The organism is Bacillus aquiflavi (assembly GCF_019915265.1).
GTDB classification, from domain to species: Bacteria; Bacillota; Bacilli; order Bacillales; family Cytobacillaceae; genus Bacillus_BT; species Bacillus_BT aquiflavi.
This window is the reverse complement of the sequence record NZ_CP082780.1, coordinates 2548487-2561072: the sequence shown is the minus strand read 5'-3', so window position 1 is coordinate 2561072 and position 12586 is coordinate 2548487. Positions and strand designations below refer to the sequence as shown.

The window sequence follows — 12586 nt, the reverse complement described above, 5'->3', positions numbered from 1 at the left end:
GTTTAATAAAAAAATGCTCTTTTCTACTACTTTTAAAAAAATTAAAGGAGGAAGTTTGATGATTTTACATGAAATCGAAACAGAAAGTAGAGAGAATATTGAAAGGCTTCAGTTAGAAAGGTTAATTAAAACCGTTGAAAGGGCTTACAATTCTGTACCGTTTTATCAAAAAAAATTAATGGAACGCAATGTGATTCCAGAAAGAATTAAAGGTTTGGAGGATATAAGAAATCTTCCGTTTACGAAAAAACAAGATTTAAGAGATAACTATCCATTTGGTCTATTTGCGGTTGATCTTAAGGATCTCGTCCGTATACACGGATCATCAGGTACAAGTGGCAAGCCAACGGTAGTTGGTTATACAAAAAATGATATTAACAATTGGAGTGAGATTGTTGCTAGAGCCATTGTTATAGCAGGAGGAAAGCCGGGAGAAATATTACATAATACTTACGGCTATGGTTTGTTTACAGGTGGGTTAGGTCTTCATTTCGGCAGTGAACATTTAGGGATGGTAACAATTCCTATTTCAGGAGGAAATACGGATCGGCAAATTTCTTTAATTGAAGACTTTGGGCCAAAAGTGATTTGTGGCACCCCATCATATGTATTAACTATTGCAGAACATATGGAAGAGATGGGGATAGATCCGCGAAAAACGAGTTTAAAACATGGCATTTTTGGCGCTGAGCCTTGGTCTGAGGAAATGAGAAAAATGCTTGAAGAAAAGTTTGAAATCACAGCATGTGATATTTACGGCCTTAGTGAAGTAATAGGTCCAGGTGTATCAATGGAATGCTATCAAGCACAAGACGGACTCCATGTTGCTGAAGATCATTTTTTGGTAGAAGTAATTGATTCAAAAACGCTTGAACCTGTACCGGATGGTCAAGATGGAGAGCTTGTATTTACGAGTTTAACGAAGGAAGCCTTTCCAGTTCTTCGCTACCGTACTGGTGATATTGGATCGATAAATAGAGAAAAGTGTAAATGTGGGAGAACGACAATTCGAATGTCACGTATTAAAGGCCGAATTGATGACATGATCATTGTAAGAGGTGTAAATGTCTTTCCGTCTGAAATCGAACATTATTTACTGAAAGTAAATGAAATAGCACCACATTTTCAAGTACATCTTCTAAAAAGAGGTTATTTGGATTGTATGGAATTAAATGTTGAAGTAACAGAAACATTCTATAAAGAAATCAAAGGTGATATGGGGAATGAAAAAATTTTCCAACTTGAAAAGTTTATTTCTAATTTAATGAAAAGTAGTTGCTTAATATCGATGGATGTTAAAATTCACCCTCCAAAATCAATTCAAAGATCAGAAGGAAAAGCAGTTAGAGTTGTGAATAAAAGAAGTATGCCAATAAATATCTGAATATTAACACTTTAGTAAAAATTGAGTTAACTCCTTGCAAATAATATTACATGATATTATAATAACGTTATAAATACGTCATATTAATTGGGGGTTAAAATTAAATGTCGGTTCAAATAATGGATTTATCTGATCAAGCTAAGCATCAGGAATTTATGGAAAGAATAGAATCAGGGGAAAAAATTGAAGCTGATGATTGGATGCCTCATGAATACCGCCAAGTATTAATTAAATTAATATCAATGCATGGCATAAGTGAAATAATGGGGGCCCTACCCGAAAAAGAGTGGACACCTAAGGCGCCTACTTTATATCGAAAGCTTGGAATTATGGCTAAAGTTCAAGATGAAATGGGACATGGACAATTACTTTTACGAGTAGCAGAAGATTTAATAAAGCCATATGGAAAAACGAGAGAAGATTTAATGGAAGATTTATTTCAAGGAAAGTTAAAGTTTCATAACGTTTTCCATTGGAAAACAAAATCATGGGCTGATGCAGGATTAATTGGATGGTTAGTTGATGGTGCAGCAATCATTACACAAACCAATATGTTAGACGCTTCGTATGCACCGTATGCCAGAGCGTTAAAACGAATCGCTGCTGAAGAAGTATTTCATGCGCAGCACGGTGAAGCAATTTCGGTTGCGCTTGCACAAGGAACAATGGAACAAAAAGAAATGCTTCAAGATGCTTTAAATCGCTGGTGGCCAGCACTACTTATGTTTTTTGGACCCCCAACAATGGAAACAACAGGAGCTTCAAAGCAGGAATTAACCATTAAATATAAAATCAGGAAAAACACAAATGAAGATTTAAGGCAATTTTACCTTACGAAATATGTTCCGAGAATAATAGGAATTGGTCTAACGATTCCAGATGAAAATCTTCGATACGACGAGAAAAAAGAAGAGTGGATCTACAAGCAGCCAGATTGGAATGAGTTTCTGAAAATTATTCGAAATGAAGGCCCGATGTCAAAAGAAAGATTGCGAATTCGAAAATTATCATATGAAAACAATGCTTGGGTACGAAAAGCTTTAGGACTAAATAATACGAATTAGTTTTATATAAATTAAAAAATTATTGAAATGAGAGGATGGAATATGGAACAAAACGAAAAAGCATCGTTTTATGAAGAGTTTGTTGTTTTTAGCCGAAAAACGCCAATATCTCATAGTCAAGAACAGTTTACACTTCTTGCACCAAATCATGAAATCGCTTTAGTAATGGCGCAAGAGAATTTTATTAGACGTGAAAGTGTTTGTGATATATGGGTTGTTAAGCGTTCGGATATACGAATGATGAATCCAGAAGAACGTGAAACTTTGAAACGGATCGATAATAAAAACTATCGAACAACTAAAGGTTATGGTTATTTAGCAAGAATATGGCGGAAAGCTGATCAAGGGATGTTAGACGAAAAAGAAATCTTGTCGTGGAGTAAGGGGCGTGTGAAACGATGAACATTGAATATAAAGAGATATTAGTAGATTTATTGTACCAGCTTGCAGATGACGATCTATTAGTTTCCTATCGAGGTTCTGAGTGGCTTGGATTAGTCCCGCATATTGAAGAGGATGTCGCTTATTCATCTATCGCACAAAATGTAATGGGGCATGCATCAATGTTCTATCAGCTGCTTGAGGAACTTGGGGAAGGAAAAGTGGATGATTTAGCACATTTGCGTTCAGCAGCGGAAAGAAAAAATGCCATTCTTTTAGAAGAAGTAAATGGTACTGGGCATTGGTTATATGATGAACCATGCTACGATTGGGGCTTTACAGTTGTTCGTAATTATTTTTATGAATTAATTAAAAAGGAAAAAAATAAATTCATTAAAAAAAAAAATTCTTATATGCCACTTGCTCAAGTAGCCGTTAAGGTTGATGGAGAAGCTCTTTATCATCTTATGCATTGGAGAACTTGGTTTCAACAATTAGTCAGTGCAGAAGGGGAAGCAAGGGACAGGATGAAGAAAGCAATTACAAAGGTTTGGAAAGATATTGGGGGTGTTTTTTCACTAGGTCCAAAGAGAGATGACATCGTTGCTGCTGGTTTAATAGAAAGTGAATCAGTATTAAAAGAGCGGTTTATTTCAGAATTAAAGGAGGAATTTAAAAAGTTAAATTTAGATTTTCCAGGTGAACCAAAAATGGAGCGCGGTGATGGAAGAGCCGGCATTCATACTGATGATTTACATCAAGCGATTGCGTTACTTTCAGAGGTATATAACATCAATCCTGCTGTTCCATGGTAAAAGAATGAATAGTTTTCAAGTAAAAAGGAGGATAGGCAATTGGCATCTTCAAACTCATATTTAGAAAGCAAAGTAAAGAAACAATTAGAAACAGTTTTCGATCCAGAAATCAATACCGTTAATATTTTTGATTTAGGAATGGTTGAAAACGTTTCTATTTTAGAAAACAAAGTGATAGTTGAACTATTGCCAACATTTTTAGGCTGTCCAGCTTTAGGAATTATTAAAGACAATGTTATTCAAGCTATAAGTGAAATAAAGGGAATAAAAGAAGTTAAGGTTACGTATAGAAAAACCCCCCCTTGGACATCGGATAGAATTACAGATAATGGGAAGGAGGGGTTAAAGGAATTTGGAATTGCTCCTCCGCCAAATCAACTTGAAAGTGATGGTTCATGGCAAGTTGAGTGTCCGTATTGTGGCTCCAAATATAATACATTAGAAAATATTTTTGGACCTTCTGCCTGTAAAAGTATTTTATACTGCAAAGGATGTAAAAATCCATTTGAAGCAATGAAACCAATTTCTATAGGTAATTAATTGTATATAGTTCGTTTTAAATGTGACATGTTTTTGTTGAATATTTAGATAAAAAAAAGAATTAATTTAAAATTTTTGGAGGGTGTAAAATGATTAAATTAATAGCTTTATATAAAGAACCTAAAGATAAGGAAAAATTTGATGAACATTATTTCTCTATCCATGTACCAATTACTAAAAAAATACCCGGTCTTTTAAAAATGGACGTTACTAAAATAATAGGTAGTGGTATGGGAGGTAAAAGTGAGTATTATTTAATGTGTGAAATGTACTATGAGAATATGCAAACATTCAAAGCAGCAATGAAGACAGAGGAAGCAAAAGCGTCCTCAAAAGATCTTATGTCTTTTGCGGGAGATATCGTTACTTTAATGATTGGTGAGGATCATAATGAGTAATTACGAATTTATTAAAGTTAAAAACGATCACCAAATTGGATATATTACTCTCAATCGCCCTGAAGTTTTGAATGCCCTAAATCGCGCTATGATAAAAGAAATTGTAGCAGCAATGGAATTGTTTGATCAACATAATGAAGTAAAAGTGATTGTTTTATCAGGGGAAGGACGTGCTTTTGCTTCAGGTGCGGATATTAATGAGATGACTGAAGATGACCCGATAACATTAGAATTATTAAACCAATTTGCAGATTGGGATCGGATTGCTTTAATTAAAAAACCAATTATTGGGGCTATACAAGGATTTGCATTAGGGGGCGGATTTGAATTAGCCCTTTGCTGTGATATCTTGCTTGCGGCAGAGAACGCTCAGTTTGGCTTTCCTGAAATAAATATTGGTGTAATGCCCGGAGCTGGAGGAACACACAGCGTTTAAACAAAATTAATGGGAAAAACTAAAGCATTGCAATGGCTTTGGTTAGGTGAACCAATGTCTGCAAATGAAGCATTGCATTATGGTATTGTCAATCGGTTGATTGCTCCAGAAGTATTAATGGAAGAAACGATAAGATTAGCTAGTACAATCTCAAAAAAACCATCCCTTTCCATTCGGTTCATTAAAGAATCTGTTTTAAAAGCAGTAGATTATCCTTTAGATGAAGGAATGCAATATGAAAGAAAAAATTTTTCTCTATTATTCTCATCCCTATGATCGGAAAGAAGGCATGAAGGCATTTATCGAAAAAAGAAAAGCAAATTTTCAAGGGAGGTAGGAGAATATATGTTTGAAACGATCAAATTAGAAGTAAATAATGGTGTAGCTTGGATCACATTAAATCGCCCTGATAAATTGAATGCTTTTAATGAACAAATGAATAGAGAAATGATTCGTGTACTAAAAAATATCACAAAAAATCCCGAGATAAGATGTTTAGTAATCACAGGCGAAGGACATGCATTTTGTTCCGGAGAAGACCTCGCTGGAATTGGTCAGGAAACGAATCACGGGGAAATACTTCGCAATCGCTATAATCCAATGGTAAAGCAATTAGCTGCACTAGAAAAACCAATTATTGCTGCAATTAACGGTGTAGCTGCTGGAGCTGGTGTAAGCCTTGCGTTAGCATGTGATTTTAGATTAGCTTCTGAGAAAGCCAGTTTTGTAGAAGCATTTATTCATATAGGTTTAATTCCTGACTCAGGTAATTTGTATTACTTGCCTCGATTAGTTGGTCAAGCCAAAGCATTAGAATTATCTGTTTTAGGAGAAAAAATTTCCGCTGAGGAAGCAAAATCAATTGGATTAGTAACAAAAGTAATGAGTGCTGACAATTGGAAAGCAGAAATTACTTCATTTGCAGAACGCTTAGCAAATATGCCTACAAAAGCAATTGGCATGATCAAACGATATATCAATGACAGCTGGAATTGCAATTTAAATGAAATATTAGAAAAAGAAGCAAACGGACAGCGTGCAGCTGGTTTAACAGAAGATCACAAGGAAGGGGTCGCAGCTTTTTTAGAAAAACGAAAACCACAGTTTAACGGTTATTAATCTAAAGTGAGGAGTGATTATTTTGTCAACCGTAAAAGTTGAAAAAATGGAAAAATTAAATATTAAGCGTGATTACTATCAAATGGTTATTAATGGGGAACGTGTTGATGGAACTTTAAAAGAAACGTCACCGACATATAATCCGGCAACGGGCGAGTTACTTGCTCAAGTTGCTAAAGCCTCTAAGGATGATGTTGATAAGGCAGTTAAAGCAGCACGATATGCATTTGAATATGGGAAATGGAGGAAATACCCAGTCGGTAAAAGGGCTCGAGTATTAAATAACATAGCTACAATTATGAGGTCTCAATTCAATGAATTAGTAGAATTAGAAGTATTAAATAGCGGTAAGTCACTATCGGCTGCTGAAGGTCAAGTGCTTCAAGCAATAGAAGATTTTGAATTTTATGCTGGTGCAATTGTTGGACATCGCGGAGAAGTAAACAATATGCCATATGGATTTTTTAATTATACTCAAAAAGAACCAGTAGGTGTATGCGGACAAATCATTCCTTGGAATTATCCATTGATGATGGCAGCTTGGAAAATTGCGCCTGCTATTGCAGCTGGATGTTCAGTAGTCTTAAAGCCTGCAAGTTTAACACCTTTAACTGCTATTGTATTAACAGAAATTTGTCATGAAGCTGGTGTACCAGAAGGTGTTGTTAATGTTGTTCCAGGTCCGGGTTCTTCAGTTGGAGATGCCATTGTAGAGCATCAAGATATTGATAAAGTTGCATTTACCGGTTCTACTCCCATTGGAAAAGATATTATGGAAAAAGCCTCACATACTCTTAAGCGGATTACACTTGAACTGGGTGGAAAATCACCGAACATTGTCTTTGATGATGCCGATATTGACGCGGCTGTTTACGGCTCGATCTTTGGGATTTTCTATAATACTGGCCAATCGTGTGAAGCACGATCCCGTCTCTATGTGCACGAGAATATTTATAATGAGTTTATGGAAAAATTTATTAAAAAAACAAAACAATTACGTTTAGGCAATCCACTTGATCAAGCGACACAAGTAGGGGCAATTATTAGTAGAAATCAGCTTGAAGTGATCGATGGCTATATAAAATCAGCTATTAAAGATGGAGCAACAATTGTAACAGGCGGACATGAAGTGAAAGTTGAAGGATATGAAGATGGTTTTTGGTATGCACCAACTATTATAACAGATGTTAATCATAACATGAAAATAGTGAGAGAGGAAATTTTTGGACCAGTTGTTGTCGTCATGAAGTTTAATGACGAAAAGGAAGTCATTAAACTTGCAAATGATACAGATTATGGATTAGGTTCAGCCGTTTGGACAAAGGATCAAGGACGAGCAACCCGTATCGCTCATAAAATGCGTGCTGGAATTGTCATGGTAAATTGCCCATTTTCCGCTTTCCCTGGCACACCTTTTGGAGGATACAAAAAATCGGGTTTTGGTAGGGAGCTTTCGATTGAAACGTTAAATCTTTATACAGAAACAAAAAGTGTACTCTCGTATTATGGAGGAAAGCCACTAAATCCATTAGGTGTGTAATTCAATTAAGTTGATTGTTATTGTAACGAGCACTTGCTCGTTCTTTTTTGAATAAACAAGTATCGGGAAAATTGGAGGTGACTTTTAGTAATACAATAGTTGCAATATTCCTAATTTACTAGTATAAATTCAAAAAATATATTCATTATTTTGGATTAACCGGAATTTTAAACTGTTAATTTAAAAGTATTTTTTCAGCACTTTTCGAGGAGTGAACTGTAATGAGAAATAATTTAGTAGTCATTGGGTCTGGAACGATGGGTAGGGGAATTGCTTATGTAGGAGCTGTAGGGGGCTTACATGTAAAAATAGTTGATATTAAGAAAGAAGCGTTAGAAAGTGCAGAAGCAGAAATGACTCATGTTTTTAAAAAAGCAGTAAAACGAGGAAAGCTATCAAGTACACAAGTAGAAGCGGCAAAAAGGCGTCTCTCATACGATGTCGATCTTGTTGAAGCTGTCAAAACAGCAGATTTGGTTATTGAAGCTGTACCAGAAATAAGAGAAATAAAGAAGAAAGTTTTTGAAACCATTGATATTCATGCTCCTGAGAGTTGTTATTTTGCAACAAACACCTCAACGATGAGTCCAACTGAAATAGCTTCTTTTACAAAACGGCCCGAAAAAGTAATTGCAATGCACTTCTTTAATCCAGTTCACAAAATGCCCCTTATTGAAATGATTCGTGGATTAGAAACTGCAGATGAAACGGTTGAAATAGTAAAACGCATTTCCGGCATAATGGGGAAAGAAACAGTAGTGGTAAACGAATTCCCTGGATTTGTGACAAGTAGGATTAGCACATTAGTTGGAAATGAAGCTTTTTACATGCTTCAAGAAGGGGTCGGTACACCCGAAGAAATTGATAAAGCAATTAAACTTGGATTGAATTTTCCGATGGGTCCTTTTGAACTCGTTGATCTTGTGGGGTTAGATGCACGTTTAAATAATTTAAAATATTTACATGAAAAGTTAGGTGAGAAATATCGTCCGGCACCATTGCTTGAACAATATGTGAAAGCTGGTCGATTAGGGCGAAAGGTAGGTAAGGGTGTTTACGATTATACTGAAAAATAAAGTGAGGTTGTAAGAAGTGAGAGAGGTTTATATTGTTGATGCAGTAAGAACACCGATTGGAAAATATAAAGGAGCGTTAAAATCAATTCGTCCAGATGATTTAGCTGCTATTGCAATTAAAAAAGTGATTGTACGAAATCCAAATGTACCAGTAGAACAAATTGAGGACGTCGTTTTAGGAAATGCAAATCAAGCAGGAGAAGATAATCGAAATGTAGCTAGAATGTCAGCGTTATTATCAGGTTTTCCAATAAATGTTGGGGGGACAACTATTAATCGCCTATGTGGATCTGGATTAGATGCAGTTAATTATTGTGCTCGAGCAATATTAGCAAATGAAGGAGATATTTTTTTTGCAGGTGGAACAGAGAGTATGACCCGTGCTCCATTTGTAATGGCCAAGCCAGAAATAGATTATCCGCGCGGTCATTTGGAAATGTTTGATACAACAATTGGTTGGCGTTTTATAAATTCGAGATTACATGAAATGTATGGTTCAGATTCGATGCCGCAAACTGCGGAAAATGTAGCACAAAAATATAATATCTCCCGTGAGGCGCAAGATTATTTTGCTTATGAAAGTCAAATAAAGGCTAAAAAAGCTATCGAAGAAAATCGGTTTGCCGAAGAAATTATTCCTGTAGTATATCATGATAAAAAAGGAAATGAAATTCAAATTAATGATGATGAACATCCTAGAGCCGATACGACAATGGAAAAGCTTAGTAAGTTAAAACCACTCTCTGAAAATGGAACCGTAACAGCAGGAAATGCGTCAGGAGTAAATGATGGTGCTTCTGTCCTTTTATTAATGTCTGGAGAAAAAGTAAGGGAATTAGGTATAAAACCTCTCGTGAAATATAAAGTTTCTGCTACCGCAGGTTTAGAACCAGCAATAATGGGACTTGGGCCAATATTTGCAACAAAAAAGGCATTATCACGAGTTGGATTAACAGTAAATGACCTTGGTCTTATTGAACTGAATGAAGCATTCGCTTCTCAAGCAATTGAATGTATTAAACAATTAGAGTTAAATAACGATATTGTGAATGTAAATGGCGGTGCAATTGCATTCGGCCATCCTCTTGGAGCAAGTGGGGCAAGAATTTTAACTACACTTATTTATGAAATGAAAAAACGTAATGTAAAATATGGACTTGCCACTATGTGTATCGGAGTCGGACAAGGAATTGCAACGATTGTAGAAAATGTAGATTAATCACACTTGTCAACTAAAAACGACTGTTTTTGTTGTTTGACTTCGTTTTAAAAATACTGAAATGAATCCATAATATTCATAATAATTTTTTCTTCAAGCGATAGGCTCAATTTTGAGCCTTTTTTTACGGATAAAAAACGGTACATGTAGTCATGTTACAGCTTTATCAGAATGGAAAAGTAAATAAGTAACGTTAACATTATTACTAACAATTGATATAATCTATTGGGTATAGTAATATTATTATGAAAATTTAGATAGAAAACATCTCTTCGCCATTTATATAAGCAAGTGAAGAGACTATTCGAAAAGAACTTAAAAAAGCAGAAGGATGAATAAGTGTGGCAAATTTAAATACACGCTCGATGATTTTTACGTTATATGGTGATTATATAAGCCATTATGGTAATGAAATATGGATTGGAAGCCTCATTCGGTTATTGGAGGAATTTGGACATAATGAACATTCGGTTAGGGCTGCAATTTCTAGGATGGGCAAACAAGGGTGGGTAACTTCTAAAAAGAAAGGAAATAAAAGCTATTATTCTTTGACCAAAATGGGTGTAGCTAGAATTGAAGAAGCATCAAAAAGGATTTTTAAATTAAATCCTTTACAATGGGATGGTAAATGGAGAATGTTAATGTATACCATACCGGAAGAAAAACGTAATATAAGAGATGAGTTACGTCAGGAATTAGTATGGAGCGGATTTGGCATGTTGCTAAATAGCTGCTGGATTTCTCCAAATAATTTAGAAAAAGAAGTGAATCTCCTCATTGAAAAATATGATATTAAATCTTATGTTCACTTTTTTGTGTCTGATTATAAAGGACCTTGTGAGAATGAAAAGCTTGTAAAAACATGCTGGGATATTGATGAAATTAACTCCAAGTATGAAGAATTTATTACTGAATATAGCAAAAAATTTGTCGTAGATAAAAGTAAAATAATGAATGAACAAATGTCAGATGCTGAATGCTTTGTTGAAAGAACGAAGTTAGTTCATAAATATCGCAAATTTTTATTTATAGACCCAGGATTACCTGAAGAATTGCTTCTAGACAAATGGCTTGGAAGACATGCAGCTACTTTGTTCAGTGATTATTATAAAACGTTGGCTGGTCCTGCAAACCGTTTTTTTGAAACAATTTTTGAAAAGGATAATGAAATCGATCGCAAAGATAGTAAGTATGAAGTTCTTAACCATCCATTTATGAAAAAAAACAACCGCTGACTATAATCAACCCAAGAGTATAAAAGCTGAAGTGACCTTAAAAAAATTAGACATAAATTATTTTTTTGAAGCAACTTCCAAGGTCTGAACTCGCTATTCTACAGGACTCAGGCCTTTTCTACTCTATTGTATATTTGGCATTAAAAAACCACACCCCCCAATGTTAAACTGTGTCTAACAATTGGGGCGGAGTTCAAAGCTTGGCTGATTTTAATTTCATATTCTAGGAGTTAAATTATGAAGTTGGATTAAAAGACTTTGAAATGAAATCTAAGATTTTTTGTACAGTTATGCCATATTCTAATGAATCCGGCATTAGGTTTTGATATTAGTCTCTTTTTGCATGATTATGATGGATGAAACTGCATCAGCAACCCTTTTTTCGTTTTGTGTCAAAACAGCTTGTACATAAGCGATTGACTTGCCTAACTTTTTAATGGCAGCTTCTATTTCCACTTTGCCTGTAAACACTGGGCGATGAAAAGTTGTGTCTAAATTAATCGAAGCAAATGTTTGATGTTCATTTAAACGAGTTGTCATCGCATACGCCATGATAATATCAGCAGCAGCAGATACAAATCCCCCCATCACGACACCGTTCCCATTTAATAGATGATCCTTAATGTTCCAATATCCTTTTGCATATCCTTCATAAGCTTCCGAAATTTTTATACCAAGTGAAACATCACATGCAGGTGGAGGAATTTCTTGATGGATGACTTTATTTAAATCTACTATTTTCTTCATTGTTATTAGTCTATCCTTTCATAAGGTGTTCTAAGGAGAAAATTGACATGTCGGTCTTACTAATATGATATAAAAAGATTGCAAAACAGTTAAGCGGATTATTTTAAAATTTTGAAAATTGTTCTTTATATTCAATTCCTTTTTGTACATATGTTGTGATAGATAGCTGGATAAGCTCAAAATCTTTTTCAGTTAATTCTCTGATAACTTTCCCAGGAGAGCCAACAACGAGCGATCTTGCTGGGATTTTCTTACCGGGAGGAATTAAAGTGTTTGCTCCGATAATAGTATATTCTCCTATTTCAGCATCATCTAAAATCGTTGATCCCATTCCGATGAGTGCAGCTTTTCGTATTTTACAGCCATGAAGAATAACATGATGACCTACTGTAACATCGTTTTCGATAATGAGGGGATGCTCTTCATACAAATGGCAAGTTGTATTATCTTGTATACTGCATCTTTCACCAATGATAATAGGTGCCTCATCTCCCCTTAAAACTGCATTGAACCAAATACTAGAGTGTTTACCAACCTTAACATCACCGATAATTTTAGCACCAGGTGCAATAAAAACAGTTTCATCAATTTGAGGTAATTTATTTTTATATGGAAAAATCATTTTAAAACCC

At 35.0% G+C, this 12586-nt stretch carries 13 protein-coding genes and 1 pseudogene; 12 read left to right on the top strand and 2 right to left on the bottom strand.

Annotation, left to right across the window (positions count from 1 at the left end; all coding sequences use genetic code 11):
• Positions 1-58 precede the first annotated feature (58 nt).
• The 12 genes and pseudogenes from K6959_RS12415 to paaX all read left to right on the top strand — a co-directional run bounded on the left by K6959_RS12415 (position 59) and on the right by paaX (position 11207).
• Entirely contained in the window at positions 59-1384 is a 1326-nt protein-coding gene (locus K6959_RS12415) for a phenylacetate--CoA ligase family protein (protein WP_163242166.1), read from the top strand.
• A 104-nt stretch (positions 1385-1488) separates the two neighbouring features.
• On the top strand, positions 1489-2448 hold the full coding sequence (gene paaA, locus K6959_RS12410) for a 1,2-phenylacetyl-CoA epoxidase subunit PaaA (RefSeq protein WP_163242165.1): 960 nt from the start codon (positions 1489-1491) through the stop codon (positions 2446-2448).
• A gap of 42 nt (positions 2449-2490) precedes the next feature.
• On the top strand, positions 2491-2850 hold the full coding sequence (gene paaB / locus K6959_RS12405) for a 1,2-phenylacetyl-CoA epoxidase subunit PaaB (protein WP_163242164.1): 360 nt from the start codon (positions 2491-2493) through the stop codon (positions 2848-2850).
• The gene (paaC, locus tag K6959_RS12400; RefSeq protein WP_223086648.1) at positions 2847-3644 is read left to right on the top strand and encodes a 1,2-phenylacetyl-CoA epoxidase subunit PaaC; all 798 of its coding nucleotides are present in this window, start codon (positions 2847-2849) and stop codon (positions 3642-3644) included. The genes paaB and paaC overlap by 4 nt, the downstream gene beginning before the upstream one ends.
• Positions 3645-3683: 39 nt before the next feature.
• A complete protein-coding gene (gene paaD, locus K6959_RS12395; protein ID WP_163242162.1) occupies positions 3684-4184 on the top strand; it encodes a 1,2-phenylacetyl-CoA epoxidase subunit PaaD in 501 nt (166 codons plus the stop codon).
• 89 nt (positions 4185-4273) lie between these two features.
• On the top strand, positions 4274-4582 hold the full coding sequence (locus K6959_RS12390; protein WP_163242161.1) for an EthD family reductase: 309 nt from the start codon (positions 4274-4276) through the stop codon (positions 4580-4582).
• Positions 4575-5355, top strand: a pseudogene (locus tag K6959_RS12385) (enoyl-CoA hydratase/isomerase family protein). The gene K6959_RS12390 and the pseudogene K6959_RS12385 overlap by 8 nt, the downstream one beginning before the upstream one ends.
• A gap of 8 nt (positions 5356-5363) precedes the next feature.
• Positions 5364-6137 (top strand): enoyl-CoA hydratase-related protein, encoded by a 774-nt coding sequence (locus K6959_RS12380; protein ID WP_163242159.1) that lies wholly within the window; start codon positions 5364-5366, stop codon positions 6135-6137.
• Between the two features lie 22 nt (positions 6138-6159).
• Positions 6160-7677 (top strand): aldehyde dehydrogenase family protein, encoded by a 1518-nt coding sequence (locus K6959_RS12375; protein ID WP_223086647.1) that lies wholly within the window; start codon positions 6160-6162, stop codon positions 7675-7677.
• 221 nt (positions 7678-7898) lie between these two features.
• A complete protein-coding gene (locus K6959_RS12370; RefSeq protein WP_163242157.1) occupies positions 7899-8753 on the top strand; it encodes a 3-hydroxyacyl-CoA dehydrogenase in 855 nt (284 codons plus the stop codon).
• Between the two features lie 16 nt (positions 8754-8769).
• Positions 8770-9972 carry an acetyl-CoA C-acyltransferase gene (locus tag K6959_RS12365; RefSeq protein ID WP_223086645.1) on the top strand — a complete coding sequence of 401 codons (1203 nt, stop codon included), beginning with the start codon at positions 8770-8772 and terminating at the stop codon, positions 9970-9972.
• Positions 9973-10337: 365 nt separating this feature from the next.
• The gene (gene paaX, locus K6959_RS12360; protein WP_223088382.1) at positions 10338-11207 is read left to right on the top strand and encodes a phenylacetic acid degradation operon negative regulatory protein PaaX; all 870 of its coding nucleotides are present in this window, start codon (positions 10338-10340) and stop codon (positions 11205-11207) included.
• Positions 11208-11522: 315 nt separating this feature from the next.
• Here paaX and K6959_RS12355 read toward each other — a convergent pair whose 3' ends face one another.
• Positions 11523-11954 (bottom strand): PaaI family thioesterase, encoded by a 432-nt coding sequence (locus K6959_RS12355; protein WP_163242155.1) that lies wholly within the window; start codon positions 11952-11954, stop codon positions 11523-11525.
• A 103-nt stretch (positions 11955-12057) separates the two neighbouring features.
• On the bottom strand, positions 12058-12576 hold the full coding sequence (locus K6959_RS12350) for a gamma carbonic anhydrase family protein (protein WP_163242154.1): 519 nt from the start codon (positions 12574-12576) through the stop codon (positions 12058-12060).
• Between the last annotated feature and the right edge of the window lie 10 nt (positions 12577-12586).

Bases quoted from the DNA above. Each gene is read 5' to 3' on its own strand.
- K6959_RS12415 (WP_163242166.1), top strand. From the start codon at position 59: ATGATTTTACATGAAATCGAAACAGAAAGTAGAGAGAATATTGAAAGG.
- paaA (WP_163242165.1), top strand. From the start codon at position 1,489: ATGTCGGTTCAAATAATGGATTTATCTGATCAAGCTAAGCATCAGGAA.
- paaB (WP_163242164.1), top strand. From the start codon at position 2,491: ATGGAACAAAACGAAAAAGCATCGTTTTATGAAGAGTTTGTTGTTTTT.
- paaC (WP_223086648.1), top strand. From the start codon at position 2,847: ATGAACATTGAATATAAAGAGATATTAGTAGATTTATTGTACCAGCTT.
- K6959_RS12390 (WP_163242161.1), top strand. From the start codon at position 4,274: ATGATTAAATTAATAGCTTTATATAAAGAACCTAAAGATAAGGAAAAA.
- K6959_RS12380 (WP_163242159.1), top strand. From the start codon at position 5,364: ATGTTTGAAACGATCAAATTAGAAGTAAATAATGGTGTAGCTTGGATC.
- K6959_RS12370 (WP_163242157.1), top strand. From the start codon at position 7,899: ATGAGAAATAATTTAGTAGTCATTGGGTCTGGAACGATGGGTAGGGGA.
- paaX (WP_223088382.1), top strand. From the start codon at position 10,338: ATGATTTTTACGTTATATGGTGATTATATAAGCCATTATGGTAATGAA.
- K6959_RS12355 (WP_163242155.1), bottom strand. From the start codon at position 11,954: ATGAAGAAAATAGTAGATTTAAATAAAGTCATCCATCAAGAAATTCCT.
- K6959_RS12350 (WP_163242154.1), bottom strand. From the start codon at position 12,576: ATGATTTTTCCATATAAAAATAAATTACCTCAAATTGATGAAACTGTT.